At 62.0% G+C, this 20,471-nt stretch carries 16 protein-coding genes; 4 read left to right on the forward strand and 12 right to left on the reverse strand.

Features of this window, described 5'->3' with window-relative positions; all coding sequences use genetic code 11:
- Positions 1-140: 140 nt before the first annotated feature.
- The gene (locus tag FOI68_RS09275) at positions 141-1,778 is read left to right on the forward strand and encodes an esterase/lipase family protein (protein ID WP_143862925.1); all 1,638 of its coding nucleotides are present in this window, start codon (positions 141-143) and stop codon (positions 1,776-1,778) included.
- Positions 1,779-1,877: 99 nt separating this feature from the next.
- On the opposite strand, the gene FOI68_RS09280 is transcribed toward FOI68_RS09275, so the two are convergent.
- Together FOI68_RS09280 and FOI68_RS09285 are read right to left on the reverse strand one after the other, a co-directional pair.
- Positions 1,878-3,755 (reverse strand): bifunctional metallophosphatase/5'-nucleotidase, encoded by a 1,878-nt coding sequence (locus FOI68_RS09280; RefSeq protein ID WP_143862926.1) that lies wholly within the window; start codon positions 3,753-3,755, stop codon positions 1,878-1,880.
- Positions 3,756-3,843: 88 nt separating this feature from the next.
- The gene (locus FOI68_RS09285; protein ID WP_143862927.1) at positions 3,844-4,635 is read right to left on the reverse strand and encodes an alpha/beta fold hydrolase; all 792 of its coding nucleotides are present in this window, start codon (positions 4,633-4,635) and stop codon (positions 3,844-3,846) included.
- 187 nt (positions 4,636-4,822) lie between these two features.
- On the opposite strand from FOI68_RS09285, the gene FOI68_RS09290 reads away from it, so the two are divergent.
- On the forward strand, positions 4,823-5,512 hold the full coding sequence (locus tag FOI68_RS09290; RefSeq protein WP_143862928.1) for an alpha/beta hydrolase: 690 nt from the start codon (positions 4,823-4,825) through the stop codon (positions 5,510-5,512).
- Between the two features lie 289 nt (positions 5,513-5,801).
- Positions 5,802-6,725, forward strand: a complete 924-nt coding sequence (locus FOI68_RS09295) for a hypothetical protein (RefSeq protein WP_143862929.1) — start codon at positions 5,802-5,804, stop codon at positions 6,723-6,725.
- A gap of 103 nt (positions 6,726-6,828) precedes the next feature.
- On the opposite strand, the gene hemL is transcribed toward FOI68_RS09295, so the two are convergent.
- From hemL to FOI68_RS09330, 7 genes are all read right to left on the reverse strand, one after another.
- Positions 6,829-8,112: a glutamate-1-semialdehyde 2,1-aminomutase gene (gene hemL, locus FOI68_RS09300; RefSeq protein ID WP_143862930.1), complete on the reverse strand. Its 1,284-nt coding sequence runs from the start codon at positions 8,110-8,112 to the stop codon at positions 6,829-6,831.
- A 7-nt stretch (positions 8,113-8,119) separates the two neighbouring features.
- On the reverse strand, positions 8,120-9,094 hold the full coding sequence (hemB, locus tag FOI68_RS09305) for a porphobilinogen synthase (protein WP_143862931.1): 975 nt from the start codon (positions 9,092-9,094) through the stop codon (positions 8,120-8,122).
- On the reverse strand, positions 9,078-9,902 hold the full coding sequence (locus FOI68_RS09310; protein ID WP_143862932.1) for a uroporphyrinogen-III synthase: 825 nt from the start codon (positions 9,900-9,902) through the stop codon (positions 9,078-9,080). Before FOI68_RS09310 ends, hemB begins: the two co-directional genes overlap by 17 nt.
- Positions 9,899-10,843 carry a hydroxymethylbilane synthase gene (gene hemC / locus FOI68_RS09315; protein WP_143862933.1) on the reverse strand — a complete coding sequence of 315 codons (945 nt, stop codon included), beginning with the start codon at positions 10,841-10,843 and terminating at the stop codon, positions 9,899-9,901. Before hemC ends, FOI68_RS09310 begins: the two co-directional genes overlap by 4 nt.
- Before the next feature lie 21 nt (positions 10,844-10,864).
- Positions 10,865-11,683 carry a cytochrome C assembly family protein gene (locus FOI68_RS09320; protein ID WP_029097513.1) on the reverse strand — a complete coding sequence of 273 codons (819 nt, stop codon included), beginning with the start codon at positions 11,681-11,683 and terminating at the stop codon, positions 10,865-10,867.
- A gap of 30 nt (positions 11,684-11,713) precedes the next feature.
- The gene (gene hemA / locus FOI68_RS09325) at positions 11,714-13,075 is read right to left on the reverse strand and encodes a glutamyl-tRNA reductase (RefSeq protein WP_035300304.1); all 1,362 of its coding nucleotides are present in this window, start codon (positions 13,073-13,075) and stop codon (positions 11,714-11,716) included.
- A gap of 126 nt (positions 13,076-13,201) precedes the next feature.
- A complete protein-coding gene (locus FOI68_RS09330) occupies positions 13,202-14,821 on the reverse strand; it encodes a methyl-accepting chemotaxis protein (protein WP_143862934.1) in 1,620 nt (539 codons plus the stop codon).
- A 163-nt stretch (positions 14,822-14,984) separates the two neighbouring features.
- Between FOI68_RS09330 and FOI68_RS09335 the strand changes: the two genes are divergently transcribed.
- Positions 14,985-15,926, forward strand: a complete 942-nt coding sequence (locus FOI68_RS09335) for a DMT family transporter (RefSeq protein ID WP_370512113.1) — start codon at positions 14,985-14,987, stop codon at positions 15,924-15,926.
- A gap of 158 nt (positions 15,927-16,084) precedes the next feature.
- On the opposite strand, the gene FOI68_RS09340 is transcribed toward FOI68_RS09335, so the two are convergent.
- From FOI68_RS09340 to lon, 3 genes are read right to left on the reverse strand one after another with little or no spacing between them, the layout of a single operon-like run.
- On the reverse strand, positions 16,085-17,437 hold the full coding sequence (locus FOI68_RS09340) for a protein O-GlcNAcase (protein WP_255433416.1): 1,353 nt from the start codon (positions 17,435-17,437) through the stop codon (positions 16,085-16,087).
- A gap of 25 nt (positions 17,438-17,462) precedes the next feature.
- Entirely contained in the window at positions 17,463-18,131 is a 669-nt protein-coding gene (gene yihA, locus FOI68_RS09345; RefSeq protein WP_143862936.1) for a ribosome biogenesis GTP-binding protein YihA/YsxC, read from the reverse strand.
- A complete protein-coding gene (gene lon, locus FOI68_RS09350) occupies positions 18,128-20,467 on the reverse strand; it encodes an endopeptidase La (RefSeq protein WP_029097519.1) in 2,340 nt (779 codons plus the stop codon). The genes yihA and lon overlap by 4 nt, the downstream gene beginning before the upstream one ends.
- Positions 20,468-20,471 lie beyond the last annotated feature (4 nt).

Here is a 20,471-nt window from a genome sequence, read left to right on the forward strand (position 1 = left end):
GCGCAGTCGTCATTCCGTCAAGCCATTTGCATCATTTTTTATTGGGCCGGTTCGATGGATTCAGTAGACAAGCTGTCGGTATTGTTGTAAAATTCAGGTAATTATTCCAAAAATTCTTTCTTTTAAAGGAGGAACCCGTGATGAGCCGCCGTTTTCTGCCCGCCTTGCTCGCCCCTTCCCTCACCCTTGCGCTTGCCTGGCCGACCGCTGCCGCAGCAGCCCCCAGTCCCACGCTGCACGACGACAATCCGAACGGAAAATCGGGGGACTGGTACACCGGAGCGATTCCGCCCAACGCTTCGGATGACAAACCGGTCTTGTTGTTCGTGCAGGGGCTTCACTCCGACTACACCACGTGGACGGCCGATGACGACTATTACACCGCCGCCTACAACGCCGGATACCGGACCGCCTTTGTCCAGCTGCCGGATGCGGACGGCGCCGGCGGCAGCATGTGGACCAACGGCAGCGTGCTGGCGGACGTCATCAAGAAAGCGGCCGACTACTACCATGTCCCGCAGATCAACGTGATCGCCCATTCGAAAGGCGGCATTGACACGCAGGCGGCGCTGGTGCATTACGGAGCGCATCCCTATGTCAACGTCGTTCATCAATTGGGCACGCCCAACAAGGGGTCGGAGCTGGCCGACCTGGCCTACAGCGATTGGACGTGGTGGCTGGCGGAGATTCTGGGCATGCGCGACGATGCCGTCTACTCGCTGCAAACCTCCTACATGGCCCAGTTCCGCGAGCAGACGGACAGCCGGCCGGAAGCCCGCAAGGCCGCCACGTACATGGGAGCGGCGACCGGCGACGACGGCTGGTTTTCCGCCACCTGGTTCGCCCATGCCGTCCTCCCTGGCTCGGATGACGGGGCCGTCTCCCTCGATTCGGCGTTCGGTCTGCCGTACGGCATCCGGGCGTTTACGGACAACGGCTCGGAAAAGCTCTCCCACTCCATGCTGCGATATGCCTCCAAGACCTGGGAGCAGGTCCGGCCCAAGCTGAAACTGGCTTCCGCCGGATGGAGCGAAGCCGGAGCGGCCGAGGCTGAATGGGCCGACGCTGGATTGGCCGAGGAAGCGGATCAGGCCGTCCGGGTACCCGCGCGCAGCGGGGACGAGGCTGCCGGCGCGATTTACCGCGGCGGCGAAGTGGACGGCGTGCAGACGGAGCGCATTCCCCTGGAAGGCGGCATCGAAAACGTGCTGATCGACATCATGGTGGCCGACAAAGCGACGGCGGTGGAACTCATCAGTCCGTCGGGTGAGGTGTACAAGCCGGAGGAAGGGGAAGCGGTGCCGGACGAACTCGGCATTTTCGGCAAAGCCGTACATCGCGTCTTTTCGCTCGACAAGCCGGAAAAAGGGGAGTGGACCGCGCGAATCAGCGGCGAGCGGGACGCGTACTTCCTGCTGGCGGCCGTCCAAGGAGGCGTGGACCTCAAATGGCGGGCGGACAAGCAGGTGTTCAAGAAAAACGACACCGCTTCGCTGCAGCTTGCGACCCGCAGCGGAAAAGCGAAACAGACCTCGCTTCAGCAGGCCGCACTGCGTCGAGCCGGCTCCGGCAAGGGAACGGCGCTGCAACAGCTCCGCGTCCATGCGGCCAGCGACAGCGAGATGAACGTCCGGTTCCAGGTGCCGTCCGAACCGGGAGTTTACAACCTGTCGTTTGAGGTGTCGGGCGTGGACGAATCGGGAGAAGCGTTTACGCGATCGGTCAACTACAATTTTGCCGTCACGGATGAAGACGGCGAGATCCCCCGTCCCGAATAAGACGACGGAAAGCCCTCCGCCCGGCAGCTTGTCCGGACGGGGGGCTTTCGCTGTTGCTCGCTGCTTGGTTTCAGCGTTTTTGGCTGCGAATTTCTCGTATTACTCGTTGACTTCCACGATGCGTCCTTCTACCTTCGGGTTTACCGTCTTTTTGTTCGTCAGCGCTTCTTCGACGATGGTATAGAGCGTGAGGCCGGTGTTGAACCCCGGTTTGTTGAACGTTTCGTAGCCGTCTCCGCCCGCCGCGAGGAAGTCGTTGGTGGCTACCTTGTAGGTTTTCTTCAGATCAAGCGGCTGGCCGCCCACTTTCACTTCCACGACCCGCTCGCCGGCCGGCTTGCTCGGGTTGTAGGTGAAGGACATGCCGCTGATTTGCGGGAAGCGTCCTGCGCCTTCCTCCACTTGGCTGACGCCGTTTTCCAGCGCCTTCTTCAGCTCTTCGCCGGTCACTTCGATCACGGTCAGGGTGTTCGGGAACGGCAGCAGCGTGTACAGGTCCTTCTTCGTGATGTCGCCCGCTTTCAGTTGGGTGCGGATGCCGCCCCCGTTGATCAGGGCTACGTCCGCTTCGTGTCCTTTGATCGACTTCGTGCGCTCCAGCATGATGTCGGCGATCAGGTTGCCGACGTTGGTTTCCTTTTTGCGCACGAGGCTGCGGTCGCCGTCCAGATCCACTTCCGCCTTGGCGATCACGACGCCCATGACTTCGTCGATCTTGCTGACGATCTCCTGCACCAGTTTCTCCACGTCCGGGTCAGCCTGTACGCTCTCGTCGTACTCTTTCAGCCCGCCGCTGAACGCGACCAGTTCCTTGCCCAGGTAGTACAGGTCGGCACGGCCCAGGGACTTGCCGTATTCCCAGTCCTGCACGATGTAGGTGCCGTTCACCACTTCCGGCGTCTTCAGCGGCGTGTGGGAGTGGCCGCCGACGATCAGGTCGATGCCCGGCACGTTCTTCGCGATTTCGCGGTCCACGTCGATCCCCACGTGGGAGACCACGATCACGTGATCTACTTCCTTTTTCAACTGCGGCACGACCACCTTCGCCACTTCCACCGGATTCTTGAAGGTCAGCCCTTTCACGTTGTCCGGGTGGGTGAGAATCGGCGTGTCCTCCGCCACAAAGCCGACGAACGCGAACTTCCTGCCGCCGATCTCCGCCTTGTACGTGGGCACGAGGAGCTCCGTGCCGTCCGCCTTGAACACGTTGGCGGAAATGATCGGGTGTTTCAGCATGTCGCGCAGCTTCAGGAGCTGTTCGTAGCCGAAGTCAAACTCGTGGTTGCCCGCCGCCATCACGTTGTAGCCGAGGTGGTTGAGAATCGGCACGACGGACTCTCCCTTGAACTGGTTGACGAAGACGGTGCCCTGGAAGGTGTCGCCGGCGTCGAGCAGCAGGAAGTTCTCGTTTTCCTGGCGCCACTCTTTCAGCAGCGTGGCAATCTTGGCAAAGCCGAATTCCTTGAGGTTTTTGTCCTCCTGGATGTGTCCGTGCGTGTCATTGGTGTGGGCGATGGTGATGTGCGTGGTGGCCGCGTCCCCCAGCGCCTGGAAGAATTCGCCGCGGGTCACCTGCGCCTTGTTTTCCAGCTTGAGCGTGTAGCCCAGCTTTTTCGCCAAATCCGTCAGCTTGGCGGCGGACAGAAGCTGCGTCGGGTTTTTGACGTCGTTCTCGGTAATCGCCCCCTGGTTTTTCAGCCAAGTCAGGTACGGGGCGGACCAGTGGGTGCCTTTGCCGGTCGGGGCGGCCGTGTTGGCTCCCTTCAGCTTGGCAAAGACCACGGCGGCTTCGGCCAGCGTCACGCTGCGGTTCAGCGCCAGATCACCGTTTTGTCCCGGCGAGAGGATGGACTTTTTCACCATCCAGTCCACGTGCTGCACCGGATGGAGCGGCGCGGCAAACGCCGACCCGGCCATCAGCGACGAACAGATCGCTGCGGCCAAAACGGCCAGACTGATGCGACGTGCTTTCTTCATGATTGTTTCTCCCCCCAAAACAAAAATGATAGGATAGGACAGCACTACTGATTATAGCAAAATTTTCTTGCGATTTGTCCATGTTCTGTCAGAAACTTCTCATAAATTGGTCAATCGCCTCCGTCAGGTCATCCGGGACTTCCAGCATGCCCATGTGGCCCGCTTTCGAGAGCAGCACCTGGCGGACGTGCGGACCGTCTGCCGTAAAGGTCTTGGCCGGGGACACGATCTGGTCCTGTTCGCCGGCGACGAGCAGGACGGGCAGGCCCGTTTCCTGCAGGACGTGCCGACGGTCCGGCCGGTCTCTCATCCCCTGCAGCGTGTGGATCGCGCCCTTTGGATCGGTCCCAAGGCCGATCTCCCTGGCCAGCCGCACGTCGTCAGGACGGGCCGCGGCGCTGTCCGGGGCAAACAGCTTGGGCACGAGCGCCTTGACGAACGGCTCCATCCCGTTCTGCCTGATGCTCTCCATGCCCTTGTCGCGGTTGGCCCTGCCCTGTTCGTCGTCGGGATACGCGGTGGAGTGGATGAGCCCGAAGCCGGTCAGCCTGTCCGCGTGGCGCTCGGCAAACGCCAGCGTCACGTAACCGCCCAGCGAGTGGCCCAGCAGCGCCGCCCGTTCCACCTCCAGCGCATCCAGCAGGTGGACCAGGTCCTCTGCCATCCGTTCCATCGTGTACGGCTCGTCCGGCGCGGAACTGCCGCCGTGTCCGCGCAGGTCAGGCGCAATCACGCGGAACCGCTCGGCCAGAGCGGGTATCACTTTTTGCCAATAGGCGGAACTGCCGCAAAAACCATGTACCAACAGAATCGGTTCGCCGCTGCCCGCATCGGTGTAGGCGAGGCGAACGCCGTTTGGCAAGGAAGCCTGTTTCATCATCGTGAATCCCCTTCTTTCTGTCCTTTTTTTCAAAGTGTTGCCCGGCCAGACGGATCGATAAACCTGCCGGGAGAAAACCGGATCACGTCGAAACCCCGATGATCCGGAGCGGAACAAGTCCCCTTGCCAGGGCTTGTCCTGCCCCTGTATGATTGGAAAAACACGGTAATGAACTGAGGTGGTTCCCATGGTACAGGCGATCACAGGAAGCGCACCGGTCAGCGGCGAGCGGGAGGTGCCCTATACCCTGATTCGGCCGGATGGCGGTCAGGGCCGCGCCGTTTGCTTTGTCTGCCCGGGAGCGAGCTACCTGTTTGACAAGCCGCTCCTGCACTTCTCCACCATGACGCTGCTCCGGTTCGGGGCAGACGTGGTGCACGTCCGCTACGCGTACGGCAAGGACAACACCGTCTTTTGGAACCTGCCGGAAGACGAGCGCAGCCGGGTGATGCAGGAGGATGTCCGCGCCGTCACGGAGCGGGTGCTGCACCATTCTGACTACGAGCAGGTATTGTTTTTGGGCAAGTCGATCGGCACGCTGCCCATCGTGAACGGCGTCTGCCGCTCTCCCCGGCATGCGCAGGCGGCCGTCATCCTGCTTACGCCCCTGCTGACGCTTCAAACGGTTGCCGACCATCTGCTCACCTGCCCGCAGGCGGTCTTTCTGGCCATCGGCACCGGCGATCCCTATTACAGCGAACCGGTGATCCGGCTGCTCGCCAAGACCCGGCCAAACGTGACGCTGCACATTGTCCCTCAGGCCAACCACGCGCTGGAAATCGGTCTGGACGCGGAGGCGTCGCTCGACGTGCTGCGCAGCCTCATGCGGGACATGGCCCTGTTCCTCTCCGACCGCCTCCCGATACCGGCGCGATAGGATACGGGCTGCGGAGGCCGCCCTGTCTGTTCCCGGCACCGCCGGCGGTTCGCCGCAGCCCGTCCCCCTTCCCTCTTCCGGCGGCGTGCCGCTTGCTTTTCCCTGTCCCACGTTTTTCGCTCCCCCAGATCTTTGGCACCGAAAACAATCCGAATTGCGTTCCCACTCCTCAGACTTTCGACCCATTTCTCGTTTTGCGCTGCAAAAACGCTCACGACGAAAGCCCCTCGTGCCGATATGAGTAAGGGACCTCGCGTTCACGACTCTGATCACACCTGGAGGAAGCGTCATGACACATGTATCTCGTCCGGCACTTATCCTGCTTATCGTGCTGAGCGTATTTATGACAGGACTCTCCACCGAAGAGAACACTGCCGAAGTGAAAACTGCCCAAGTGAATCCTGCCGAAGAGAAGCCGCTGAAAGCCACATGGCTCTGGCAAACGTACCTGACCGCCTCGGAGCCGGATCAGATCCTCTCGTTTGCCGCGGAGCAAGGCGTGACCCTGCTGTATCTGAAAATCGACACCTCGCTCACCCCCGCGTATTACCGGCCGTTCATCGGCAAAGCCCGCGCCGCCGGGATCGACGTGCATGTCTTGGGCGGGAAAGCCGATTGGGGGCTGGAACAAAACCGGCAGGACATCCTCGCCCTGGTCGATTGGGTCAACCAGTACAATCTCGCGGCCGGCGACCATGAAAAAATCACCGGCATTCACCTGGACATCGAACCGTACGTCCTGCCCGCGTGGAAAACGGACCGGGAAGCGGTCATCCGGCAGTGGATGGGCAACGTGGAGGCGTACGTCGGCAAAATCAGGCAGAATCCCTCGCTGCAGATTGGCTGTGATCTGCCATTTTGGCTGGACAATACCCCCATCCCCGGCAGCCCTGACACCTCGCTGGCCGAATGGATGATCGCCAAGCACGATCACGTGACCGTGATGGCTTACCGCGACCGGGCGGCCGGACCGAACAGCATCTCCTCGATCGTGACCCAGGAACTGGAGATGGCCGACCGGTACGACAAGAAGGTGCTTGTCGCCGTCGAAACGAAACAGAGCAGCGAGGGCAATTTCATCACCTTTTTCGAGGAAGGCAGCGCGTACATGGACAGCGAACTGGACAAGCTGCCCGCACTCATGGCGGAGCACCCTTCCTTTGCGGGAGTGGCGATCCACTCCTTTGAATACTGGAAAGAACTGGGGAGATAATCCTCCAAAACAAAAGTCCCTGCCGCAACCGGACAGGGACTTTTGTTATCTCAACGCTCCCGGCAGTGCGGGCGCCTGCAGCTTTTCTTCGCCGTGTGCCGGCTTACAGCTTTTTCATCGCGTTGTAGCTGGCTTCGATGGTGCGCTCAATGTCCGCTTCCGTGTGGGCCAGCGAGACGAACATGCCCTCGAACTGGGACGGCGGAATCATTACGCCTTCTTCCAGCAGGTGGCGGAAATACTTGGAGAAGCGCTCCAAATCGGACGTCTTGGCCGTCTCGTAGTTGACGACCGGCGTCTCCGTAAAGAACAGGCAGACCATGGAGCCGACGCGGTTCACCGTATGCGGGATGCCCAGCTTGCGGGCGTTGTCCGCCAGTCCTTCGGCCAACCGGGCGGAGAGTGCTTCCAGCCGCTCGTAGACTCCTTCCTGCCCCAGTTCCCGCAGCGTGGTCAATCCGGCAGCCATCGCCAGCGGATTGCCGGACAGGGTACCCGCCTGGTAGATCGGTCCCGCAGGAGCTATCTGCAGCATGATGTCCCGCCTGCCGCCGTAAGCGCCGACCGGCAGGCCGCCGCCGATCACCTTGCCCATCGTCGTCAGGTCGGGCGTGATGCCGTACAGCTCCTGGGCGCCGCCGCGGGCGACGCGGAAGCCGGTCATCACCTCGTCAAAGATCAGCAGCGTTCCGTAGCGCTGCGTAATCTCCCGCAAGCCCTGCAGAAAGCCCGGCTGCGGCGGCACGACGCCCATGTTGCCGGCGACCGGTTCCACGATCACCGCGGCCAGATCGTCGCCGAACGCTTCGAACGCCATCTTGACGCTCTCCAGATCGTTGTACGGTACGGTGATCGTATTGATGGCCGTCGCTTCCGGCACGCCGGGGCTGTCGGGCAGACCGAGCGTGGCCACCCCGGACCCCGCCTTGATCAGCAGGCTGTCGGCATGGCCGTGGTAACAGCCCTCGAACTTCATGATCTTGTTCCGCTTGGTGTAGCCGCGCGCCAGCCTGAGCGCGCTCATCGTCGCCTCCGTGCCGGAGTTGACCATCCGCACCACTTCGACCGACGGGACGATCTCGCAGACCAGTTTGGCCATCTCCGTCTCCCGTTCGGTCGGAGCGCCAAAGCTGGTGCCGAGCGCGGCCGCTTCCTGGATCGCCGCCAGCACTTTCGGGTGGGCATGTCCCAGGATCAGCGGACCCCAGGAGCCGATGTAGTCGATGTAGGTGTTGCCGTCCACGTCAACGACACGGGACCCCTCCCCTTTGGCGATGTAGACGGGATTGCCGCCCACGCTTTTAAACGCCCGCACCGGGCTGTTTACCCCACCCGGTATGTACTGCTGCGCTTCCGCAAACAGCCGGACCGATTTCTCCATGTTCATCGTCCGCTCACCTCGCCAGCCATTTTGCCACGTCTTTGGCATGATAGGTAATGATCAGGTCGGCACCGGCGCGCTTGAAGCCGACCATCGTTTCCATCACGATCCGCTCTTCGTCGATCCAGCCGTTGGCCGCCGCCGCTTTGACCATCGAATACTCGGCGCTCACGTTGTAGACGACGATCGGCAGATGGAAGGACTCCCGCAGGCGCAGCACCATGTCCATGAACGCCAGCCCCGGTTTGACCATCAGGAAGTCAGCCCCCTCCGCCACGTCCGAAGCCGCTTCGCGCAGCCCTTCGCGGGCGTTGGCCGGATCCATCTGGTACGTCTTGCGGTCGCCGGACTTGGGCGCGGAGTGGGCCGCGTCGCGGAACGGACCGTAGAACGACGAGGCGTATTTGACCGCGTAGGACATGATCGGCACGTGGGTAAAGCCGGCTTCGTCCAGCTCCGCGCGGATCGCCGCCACGAAGCCGTCCATCATGTTGGACGGCGCGATGATGTCCGCTCCCGCTTTCGCCTGCGAGACAGCCGTCGCCGCCAGCAGCTTCAGTGATTCGTCATTGACCACGTCGCCGTCGTGCAGCACGCCGCAGTGACCGTGGTCGGTGTACTGGCAGAGACACGTGTCGGCGATGACGACCAGCTCCGGATGTCTCTCCTTGATCTGACGGATGGCCCGCTGCGTCACGGCGTCGTCGTTGTAGGCTTCCGATCCGCAGGCGTCTTTGTGCTCCGGCACGCCGAAGACCAGCACGGACTGGATGCCCAACGCCGCCACCTCATCGATCTCCTCGTTCAGGCGGTCCAGCGAGAAGTGATAAACGCCCGGCATGGAGGGAATTTCCTCCTTGACGTTCGATCCTTCCACCACGAAGATCGGGTAGATCAGATCCTCCACACGAACGTGGTTTTCGCGTACCAAACTGCGCATCGCCGCGCTGGAACGCAGCCGGCGATGACGGTCAAATGTGAGTGCCATGTACATCCCCTCCCAGATTTGCTGTCAACGCTTGCAACAAGCCGTCCACCGTGTACTCCCTGGCCACGGCGTGAACCGGCAGGCCGAGGCGTTTGGCCGTCTTGGCCGTAACCGGCCCGATGCAGGCGATCCGCACGGAGGCCAGCAAGCCGTCCAACCCGTACGGGGCCATCACCTGCATGAAGTGCTGCACCGTGGATGAACTGGTAAACGCAATCGCGTCGATTTCCCCCCGCCGCAGCCGCTCCGCCGCTTCCAGGGCGCCCTCGCCGTCGATGACCGTCTCGTAGGCGTCCACCTCGGTCACCTGCAGCCCCATGCGGCGCAGTTCGTCCGGCAGCGTCTTGCGGGCGATGTCGGCCCGCGGCAGCAGCACCCGCTGGCCCGGTGCCAGACGCCCCCGGAGCGCGGCGAGCATTCCCTCGGCCACGTAGTCGGACGGAATGACGTCCGCCGTCCAGCCGTGTTTGTCCAGTTCGGCCGCCGTCTTGGGCCCCACCGCCGCCACGCGGGCGGTCATCCGGTCCGGGCTCACGCCCAACTGCCGCATTCTCTCCAGAAAGAAGCGGACGCCGTTGACGCTGGTGAACATCACCCAGTCAAACGCATCCAGGCGGGCGATCGCGTCGTCGAGCGGTCCGGTGTCGGCCGGCGGCACCATTTTCAGCAGCGGAAACACGTATGCCTCGCCGCCCAGCGCCTCAATCTTTTCCACCAGCTCGCGGGCCTGGCTGCGGGCCCGCGTCACCATCACCCGGACGCCGGAAAGCGGCAGGCGATCCTCTCCAAGCGGCGCCGGCCGGTTCATCCCTGATTCTCCTTCTGCACCTCTGCCAGCACCTCGCCGGCTCCCTCCGCCAGCAGGGTTTCAGCCAGCTCCCGGCCGAGTGCGGCCGGATCGGTGCTGGTGGCCGTCCGCTTGAACACCCGTTTGCCGTCGGGCGACGCGACCAGTCCGGTCAGCGTCACCGTCGGCGCGGCATCGCCCGACGCTTCCGCCACGGTGGCATAGGCCCCGATCGGCACTTGGCAGCCGCCCTGCAGGCGGTGCAGGAAGCTGCGCTCCGCCGTCACCGCCAGGCGGGTCGGCGGGTCGTCCAGGCGGCGCAGAAGCGCGAGCGTCTCCTCGTCGTCGGCCCGGCACTCGATGGCCAATGCCCCCTGCCCGACAGCCGGCACGCTGATCTCCACCGGCAGGTACTGGCTGATCGTCCCGTCCCACTTGACCCGCTCCAGTCCGGCCGCTGCCAGGATGATGGCGTCGAAATTGCCTTCGTTCAGTTTGCGGATGCGGGTGTCGATATTGCCGCGCAGCGATTCGATCTGGATGTCCGGCCGGTAGGCCAAAAGCTGTGCGGAGCGGCGCAGGCTGCTCGTGCCCACCAGCGCCCCGTGCGGCAGCTCATCCAGCGTCTTGCCGTCCTTGGACAAGAGCACGTCGCGGGGGTCCACCCGCTTTGGAATCGCGCCGATCACCAGCCCTTCCGGCAGTTCCGCCGGCATGTCCTTCAGGCTGTGCACGGCCAGGTCCGTCTCCTTGTCCAGCAGCGACTGCTCAATTTCCTTGACGAACAGCCCCTTGCCGCCCACCTTGGACAGCGTGACGTCCAGGATGCGGTCTCCTTTGGTGACGATTTCATGCAGTTCAAACGCCGCTTCGGGCGCGAGCCGTTTCAATTGGTCCACGACCCAATTGGTCTGGGTGAGCGCCAGCATGCTGCGGCGCGTTCCCACCTTCCAGTTTCTCATGGTAGCCTCCTTGCATGGCGGTTACAGCCAACTGTGGAATTTGGAGATGTCGGTGGCCAGAAAGTTGACCAGCAGCAGCAGAAACGCCGTCAGGTTAAACTGGGCCAGACGCCGCATCTGCCACGTGTCGCTGAAGCGCTTGTACAGCCAGTACGAATACGCCCCCAGCACCAGGATCGACAGCAGCACCTTGGCATCGAGCCAGAACTTTTCCGGCAGGACCAGCTTGCCCCAGATGATCCCGAGGATGATCGCCAAGAGCAGCATCGGCACCCCGACCACGTTCATCCGGTACGCGTATACTTCCAGCATGTCAAGGCTGGGCAGCCGCCGTAAAAGCGGCGTCCAGCGCTTTTCTTTCAGCATTTTATGCTGCAGGAGATACATGGCCGAAAAGATCATCGACAGGGAAAACGCCCCGTAGCTGAACATCGCCAGCGTGATGTGGATCAAGAGCAGTTCCGACGTGAGCGTCTCCGATACGGCCGTCAGCGGCGTCTCCGGCAAAAACATGGAGAGCACCAGCACGACAAAGCCGATCACATTGGTAAAAAAAACCAGCAAATCGATGCGAAAAAAATAGTTGATCACGAGCGACAGGGTGACCAGCACCCAGGAATAAAAAAAGAGCGTCTCAAACAGCGTGATGACGGGAAAGTAGGATTTCTCCGCCATCTGTGAGACGAAAAAAGCGGATTGCAAGGCCCAAACGACAGCAAGCAACCCGAAAGCCAGACGGTTGACTTTCCGGTTGCTTTGCAAGAAGTCGTTGAAATAGAAGAGAACACTTGCAGCGTAGAGAAAGATCGTCAAGTCGTAGATCCATCTCGCGTCGGCCATGTACGCTCTCCTCTCTTTCCATTTCGGTATCTACTCGCGGACGCGGGACGCAAAGACCTGCTCACGAGTGGACAAGTGTTTTTTTTTCTCTTTTTCCCAGTTGGCTTCCCGCTCGAACCGCTCCAGGATCTCTTCCAGCGCAAAGATGGCGGAGAACATGTCCAACACGTCTTCCCCGTTCGACTTGGCTGCCAGCTCTTTCAAACGGACGACCGGATCGTGCAATAATTGATTGATCATGCCCTTGGTCGTCTTGCGGATGATGTGCAGCTCGCGCTCGGTCAGGTTGGACAGCTTGTTCTCCATTTTGCGCATCCCCTCGCTGTGGATGGCCTCCGCCTTTTCACGCAGCGCGGCGATCAGCGGCGAAACGCCCAGCGTCTGGTACCAGGTGGTGAAGGCGACGATTTCATCGGCAATCATCCCTTCCAGCCGCTCCGCCTCGCGGGAACGCTCCGCCAGGTTGCTGGCGACAATGCCCTCCAGATCGTCAATATCGTAGAGGTACACGTTGTCCAGGTCGTGCAGGCTGGGGTCCAGATCCCGCGGCACGGCGATGTCGATCATGAACAGCGGACGGTGTTTGCGCCGCTGCATGATCGGCATGAGCTGTTCCTTGGTGATCACATAGCCTGCAGCTCCCGTGGAGCTGATGACGATGTCGGCGGTGAGCAGCGCCTCAGGGAGCTGCTCCATCGTACAGGCGTCCCCTTTGAATTTCTCCGCCAAAAGCCGGGCACGCTCCAAGGTCCGGTTGGCGACCCGCACGTGCTGCGAACCGTTGGCGTGCAGGTGTTTGGCGGTCAGCTCGCTCATTTTGCCCGCGCCGACGATCAGCACTTCCTTGCCCGCGAAGGAGCCGAAAATCTTTTTCCCCAGTTCCACCGCGGCGTAGCTGACGGAGACGGCGTTTTGGCCGATCCCCGTTTCCGTGTGGGCCCGCTTGGCAAACGTGACCGCCTGCTTGAACAGCATGTTGAACACCGTGCCGGTCGTCTCGAGCTGCTGGGCGAGCAGGAAGGCGTCCCGCACCTGTCCGAGGATTTGCGTCTCGCCCACCACCATGGAGTCAAGGCCGCAGACGACGCGGAACAGGTGTTCAATCGCTTCTTCGTTTCCTTTTATATAAAGATGCTGCTTGAACGACTCTTTGTCGACCCCAAACCACTCCGCCAGAAATCTCAGCACGTAGTCCCGCCCCACGTTCAACTGGTCGCAGACCACGTAGATTTCCGTGCGGTTGCACGTTCCGAGAATGACGCATTCCGCGATGCTCTTCGTCTGGGAGAGGAGATGAAGAGCGCGTGCCGTCCCGTCATCGCTGAACGTGAATTTTTCCCGAATTTCGACTGGTGCTGTTTTGTAATTGAGACCCAGCAAAAGGATATCCATAACGTCCTCCCGGTATTACATGCCAGCCGGCTCTGTGTAAAATGCACTATTATTATAACATTATGTCCCCAAACGACCAGTTGTAATTGTGAAAAGTTTATTAACGGGTGCACCTGGGTCTCTATGCTACACGCGAAACCGCTTCGTGATTCGCTGCAGCGCCATCGTCTTCTCGGCCAGCGTCCCCGCTTCCTCAGCCAGCAGATGCACGCCGCCGGCCTGCTGCTCGACCGCGCTGGCCGCCGCCGAGACGCTCTCCGCAATCTGGCCGGCGATCGTCTTCACCTGGGTCAGCGTCTGCCCGATCGCCCCGCAGTGCTGGACAAGCCGCTCGGCCCTCGCGGCGTTTTGGGCCGACAGCGCCTGGTTGGCGTCCACCACCACCTGCAGGCTGCGGATCGCCTCGCCCGCTTCCCGCACGTGACGGCTGGAGAGTCGCAGGTCGCCCAACTGGCGCTCCACCTCTTCCGCGGTCTCGGTCACGTCCGCATGAATGGCGGCTGCGGTGGACAGGATGTTGTCCGCAAACTGCGCGGTCTCCTCCGCCAGCTCGCGAATCTCCGCCGCCACCACGGCAAAGCCCCGGCCGTGTTCCCCGGCGCGGGCTGCCTCGATGGATGCGTTGAGCGCCAGCATGTTGGTCTGCCGGGCAATCTTGGTGATCGCCGCCACCTGCTGCCGGATCTGTTCCGCAGCCTGTGCCAGATGGCGGATCGCTTCCGCCGTTTCGGCCATGCCGGACTCCGCTTGTCCCACCTGGCGGGAAGCCGTCTCCACCGCATGGTTGCCCCGCTCCGTGGTCATCGCGGCGCTCTCGCTCATCTCTCTCGTCTTGTTCAGCGCCGCCTGCATCTCCGTCAGCATGGCCGTCATTTCCTGCAGGCGCTCGACCGCTGCGGCGGCCGCGTGGGCCTGCTCCTCGGTCCCCGACTGAAACTGCTGCATCATGCCGCTCAGCTCGTCAAAGGTGTCCCGCAGTTCCCGTGCCTGCAGCGCCTGGTTCCGGCTGATCTCCCCCGTAATGTCCGCCGCGCCCGCGATCTCGCTTACGATGTTCTGGATGCCGATCGCCATCTTGTTTAATTCCAGCCCCGTCTGGTGGAATTCATTGCGTGAGCGGGTGACGACTTTCCGGGTCAGATCGCCGGACGAGACGGCCCGGGTCAGCTCCCGCCATTCCTGCAGGCTGGCGCGCATGGTCCGGTACATCCACAGGCCTCCGATCAACCCCACGCCAAGCGAAACGAACGCCCACACCGCCGCATCCGCAAGCGGCAGGCCCTTCCCAAGCATGGCCGCCCATCCGCACAGCGGCGGGATACAGCCGAGACCGACCAGCGCCGGTCCCAAAAACGGGCGGTGCAGAATCGTCCCCATCCGGAGGACGTACCGTCTGCCGCCAAACGTGCCGATCGGAGCGGCGGTGTCGATCAGCCGCTCCCCCGTGTTGCGCAGGTAAAGCTGGGACAGGACCTCGCGCGCAGCGGCCGCCCGCCGCCCCACCTCGTCGTCAAACACGATGCCCTCCCGCAGCCGGTTGGTATGGATGTGACCGTATCCCGTCTCGTCGACGATGACGAAGTATTCGCGATTCCCCAACTGCTCGTCCAGAATCTGCCGGACGGCTTCCCGTTTCTCCTCCAACCCGCTGCTGCCCGCCAAAAGCTCGGCCAACCGCTGGGCGGTGCGGGTCACTTTGGCTTCCGCCCGGCGGGCCCGCCGCGACCGAAGTACGGACTGGTTCATGTGAATCCCCCTTTTTATTTTTCTTTATTTTCCGATATTTCCTCCCGGTTGCCAAGCGGTTTTCCGCTTGTGCTTGCTTTCCCCGCCGGATTGCCTTATCATGCAGGCATGGAACCGGAACGTTTGCAATCGTCTGAATCATTCGGAAGGAGAGAAACGACCGTTGAAAAAACAATGGATGGCTGACGTGACCCTGCTTGTGATCGCGTTTGTGTGGGGGGCCACGTTCCTCGTCGTCCAGCAGGCCATCGCCGCTCTGCCGCCCAACGCCTTCAACGCGGTGCGCTTTACCATCGCCGCTTTCTTTCTGCTCGCCATCCACTGCCTGTTCTTTCGCGAGCAGCTGCGGAGCTGGAGCTTCCCGCTGATCAAGGCCGGATGTCTGATCGGATTTTGGCTCTGTCTGGGCTACGGCCTGCAGACGGTTGGCTTGATGTACACCACGCCGTCCAAAGCGGGCTTTATTACCGGCCTGTCGGTGGTGCTGGTCCCGCTGTTTTCCTTTCTGATCCTGCGCGACCGGGTCAAACCGGCCGCCATCGCCGGCACCCTGATCGCCGCCTGCGGGCTCTACCTGCTGACGCAAACCTCGACGCTTGCGTTCAACCTCGGCGACGTGCTGGTCTTCGGCTGCGCCATCTGCTTTGCGCTGCAGATCGTCGCCACCGGCAAATACGCTCCGCGTTTTCCTGCCCTCCCGCTGGCGATCGTCCAGTTGGGGACGGTGGCCGCGCTGAGCTGGGGGTACGCGTTGTTGTTCGAAGACTGGCGCCTCGCCTTCGACCCGGCGGTCCTGTTTGCGCCGGAAGTGGTCCGCGGCCTGATCGTGACCTCCATCTTCGCCACCGCGCTCGCCTTTTTGGCCCAGACGGCGCTGCAGAAGGAGACCAGCTCCACCCGCGTGGCGCTGATCTTCGCCCTGGAGCCGGTGTTTGCCGCCCTCACTTCGTACCTGTGGATTCACGAAGTGCTGACGGCGCGGCAGTTGGCGGGCTGCTTCCTGATCTTTTCCGGGATGATCCTGGCGGAGCTGCCGATCCTGGAGTGGTGGAAAAGCCGGCGCATCAGGAGAAATCAGGAAGCCGGCCGCCGGGAGTCGGCGTGATGGGCAGTGACGGATGAAAAAACGGGGCTGGCTTGCATGCCAGTCCCGTTTTTTCGCGGCGCCCGGTCCGGTTTGGTTTGCCCCCTCTCGTCATTCCCGACGACCGTCTCCCATCCAAACACAAACCAGGCCCCACGCTGACCGTGGAGCCCGGTTTGCTACCTCGTCTGTTTCAATTCCAGAAGCACCGCTTCCACAAACAGCTTCATCACGCTGCCGCACACCTTTTGCGGCAGCCGTTCGGTCCGCTTCATCCAGTGCTTCAGCCGGAGCAGGTGATACGCCGCCCGGAGCGTCCGGCCGCTTGTGCCCGCCTCGATCATGGCAGTGACCGCCTGCCCGACCTTGGCCCAATGCCGGTACTTCTCCACCCAGCCGCCGATCTCGGCGGCCAGTTTGCGGTTGCGCATCCGCTCCAGCAGGTGCAGGGCGGTCTCCTCCATATCGGCAAACACACGCCCGAGCATGCGCAGTCCTGCCTGCCGGTCCCCGTACAAAAACTGAAAGCGAAACTGCAGAAACGCCTCCAGCAGAGCCGGCGATTCGGTCTCGTTGAGAAACGAGCCCTGCACGTTGTCGGCGAAGCGGAGTACGGCGGCGGCGTCTTCCGGCCCGGCCACCTCTTCCACGGCCAGGGCCCACGCCGAGGCTGGATCGTACCCTTCCGGATCTCGTAGGTACGCCGCTGTCGTGAGCAGCGGAATTTTTGAGCTCTCCGCCCGTGCCATCGGGTTGGCCACATACCCGGCAGCGTGCCGCCACAGACCAGGATCGCGGTTGCGCAGCGGGCCGATGTGCAGTTCATCGGCCATTGCCAGGTCGTTTACCGGATAGTTGTCCCAAATCAGCGGCTTGTGCCCCGTCCGTTCCGCAAAAAAGCGGGCGTCCGCCTCGGCCAAAAACGGCGAGCAGACAAAGCGGCCGGTCCAGAACAGGTCGATCGCCGCCGGCAGGCGCCGTCCCAGCTCCGTGATGTACGGTTCGTCGCCCATGCCGTGATACTGGGCGGGACAAACGGTCAGCTCCACCCGCTCCTCCCAGCCGTCCATCGCCTCGCGCAGCCTCAGCGCCACATCCGCGTGCGCTTCCGCCAGCGTGCGGTAGCGGCTCACGTCCGCCGGATGCATCAAGGCCAGCGGGATGTCGTCAAACAGCAGGGCAAAGTGGCGGACGCCCCGTTCGTACATGAATCGGTACTTTTCCAATAGTCGGGAAAAATGGCCGTCGCTGGCGTACTCCATGCTCAGGCCGGGACTCAGGCAGTAGACAAATCGCACCCCTGCCTCCCGGGCGCACGCCATCCAGCCCTCCATCTGCTCCAGGGCCTCGGGCGGATGCGGCTCCTGCCAGCGTTCCCGCAGATAGGGATCGTCCTTGGGCGAGTAGTAGTACGCGTTAAACCCGTGACGCCCCAAAAAGCGGATCATGTCCAGCCTCTCCGCGTTTGTCCACGGAGTGCCGTAATAGCCTTCAATTACCCCGCGAACGGGAAAAAACTCACGGTTGTGCACGGACACCCCTCTCTTCCCGCTGGTGTTACGACGGGGAGCTGCCCGTTTCCGCCGTTTCCGGCGCCGCGCCGGAGAGATCCTGCTCAGCTTCGGGGGCCGTTTCGTCTTCCTGCCGCAAGCGGCGGACGATTTCGCCCCACAGTTCGTCCCGTCCCTGTCCCGTTTCCGAGGAGAAGATGATGAGTGCATCGTCGCCGCGCATCTGGAGCTGTTCGCGGATCACTTTCGTATGCTGCAGCCAGCGGCCGCGGGCGATTTTGTCCCCCTTGGTGGCCACGACCACGGTGGGAATGCCGATTTCCTTGCACCAGTCGTACATCGCCACATCATCCTTGCTGGGCGCGTGGCGGATGTCCACCAACTGGATGACAAACCGCAGCTCCTGGCGCTGTTTCAGATAATTTTCAATCATTTTGCCCCACTGCTGTTTCAGCGACTTGGCCACTTTGGCGTAGCCGTAGCCGGGGAAGTCGACGAAGTAGAGCATGTTGTTGACGCGAAAGTAGTTCAGCGTCTGCGTTTTCCCCGGCTTGGAGCTGGTGCGGGCCAGCCCCTTGCGATTCATCATTTTGTTCAGCAGCGAGGACTTGCCCACGTTGGAGCGACCCACCAGAGCGATCTCTGGCAGGCCATCTGTCGGGTACTGTTTGGGTCCGACGGCGCTGACGACAAATTCGGCCGATGTGATCTTCATCGCGTTTCACCAACCGCTTGCCGGGTAAGCGCGTGGCGCAGGACCTCGTCCATGTGTTCCACCGTGATCAGCTTCAAGTCCTTTCGCACGCTTTCCGGGATGTCTTCGATGTCCTTCTCGTTTTCCTTGGGCAGGATCACCGTCGTCAGTCCGGCCCGGTGAGCGGACAGCGCCTTCTCTTTCAGTCCGCCGATCGGCAGCACGCGGCCGCGCAGGGTAATCTCACCGGTCATGCCCACCTCTTTGCGCACCGGGATGCCGGTCAGGGCGGAGACGAGCGCCGTGGCGATGGTGATGCCGGCGGATGGACCGTCTTTGGGGATCGCTCCTTCCGGCACGTGAATGTGGATGTCGTTTTTCTCGTGGAACTCGGGGTCGATGTTCCACTCGGCGGCGCGGGAACGGATGTAGCTGAACGCCGCCTGGGCCGACTCCTTCATGACGTCGCCGAGCTGACCGGTCAGCGTCAGTTTCCCCTTGCCGGGCAGAATGCTCACCTCTACGTTCAGCGTGTCGCCGCCCGCCTGTGTCCAGGCCAGGCCGGTTACGGACCCCACCTGGTCCTCCCGCTCGGCCAAGCCGTAGCGATAGCGCGGTTTGCCAAGCAGACTCTCCACCGTTTTGGGCGTCACCACTACCCGCTTTTTCTCGCCGCTGACGATCAGCTTGGCCGCTTTCCGGCAGATGCTGGCCGCCTCCCGGTTCAGATTGCGCACGCCCGCTTCCCGGGTGTACTGACGGATCACCTTCAGCATCGCGTCTTCGTTCATCTGCAGCTTATCCCTGCCCAGCCCGTGCTCCTCCATCTGTTTGGGCAGCAGGTAGTCGCGCATGATGTGCAGCTTTTCCAGCTCGGTGTAGCCGGCGATGGAGATGACCTCCATCCGGTCCAGCAGCGGACGGGGAATCGTATGCGTGCTGTTGGCCGTCGTGATAAACATCACGTTGGTCAAATCATACGTCTCTTCGATGTAATGGTCGCTGAACTTGTCGTTCTGGTTGGGGTCCAGCACTTCCAGCAGCGCGGAAGCCGGATCGCCGCGGAAATCGGAGGCCAGCTTGTCGATTTCGTCCAGGAGAAAGACGGGGTTGATCGTGCCGGCCTGTTTCATCCCCTGGATGATGCGGCCCGGCAGCGCTCCCACATAGGTGCGGCGGTGGCCGCGGATCTCCGCTTCGTCACGCACTCCGCCGAGCGAGATGCGGACAAACTCCCGCTCCAGGGCACGCGCGATGGAGCGGGCGAGCGAGGTTTTCCCCACGCCGGGAGGACCGACCAGACAGAGGATGGGACCGCGCATGGAATTGACCAGCTTTTGCACCGCCAGGTACTCCAGCACCCGCTCCTTCGGCTTTTCCAGCCCGTAGTGGTCTTCGTTCAGCACCTGTTCCGCGTGACGGATGTCCAGATTGTCGACGGTCCTGCGCGTCCACGGCAGGGACAGCAGCGTGTCGATGTAGGTCCGGATCACCGCTCCTTCGGCGGACGTGGTCGGCATTTTCTCCAGGCGCTCCAGTTCTTTCTCAATCTTGTTCTTGATCCGCTCGGGGGCGTCGGATTTCTCCAGTTGGGCGCGCAGTTCATCCACTTCACCCTGCCGCCCGTCCTTTTCGCCCAGCTCCTTTTGGATCGCTTTCATCTGCTCGCGCAGGTAGTATTCCTTCTGCGTCCGCTCCATCTGCTTCTTGACGCGGTTGCTGATCTTGCGCTCCAGTTCCAGCACCTCGCGCTCGTTGTTGAGGATGTCGAGGAGAATGTTGAGCCGCTCCTTGATGTTGGTCGTCTCCAAAATCTCCTGTTTGTCCTTCATTTTCAGCGGCAGATGGGAGGCGATCACGTCGGCCAGCCGTCCCGGTTCCTCGATGTCGCTTACCGAGGTAAGCGCCTCCGGCGAAATCTTTTTGGACAGCTTGATGTACTGTTCAAAATGGCTCAGCACGGCGCGCATCAGCGCTTCCACTTCGTTTTCGTCGGCCTTTTCCTCTTCCAGGTACGTGATCGAGACCTGGAAGAAGTCATCCTGCCGCAGGTATTCCTCGATTCGGGCCCGCTGCAGGCCTTCCACGAGGACGCGGATCGTGCCGTTCGGCAGCTTCAGCATCTGTTTGACCCGCGCAACGGTGCCGACGCTGTAGATCTGCTCGGCGCTGGGTTCTTCTATGTGGACTTCTTCCTGCGTCGCCAACAGGATCTGATTGTCATCCACCATGGCCTGCTCCAGGGCGCGGACTGATTTTTCCCGTCCCACATCCAGATGGAGAACCATGGATGGATACACAAGCAGCCCGCGCAACGGGAGAAGCGGTATCTCTCGTTTACCGGAACGTTCGCCCAAGCTT

Source organism: Brevibacillus sp. LEMMJ03 (assembly GCF_007197875.1).
Taxonomy (GTDB): Bacteria; Bacillota; Bacilli; order Brevibacillales; family Brevibacillaceae; genus Brevibacillus; species Brevibacillus thermoruber.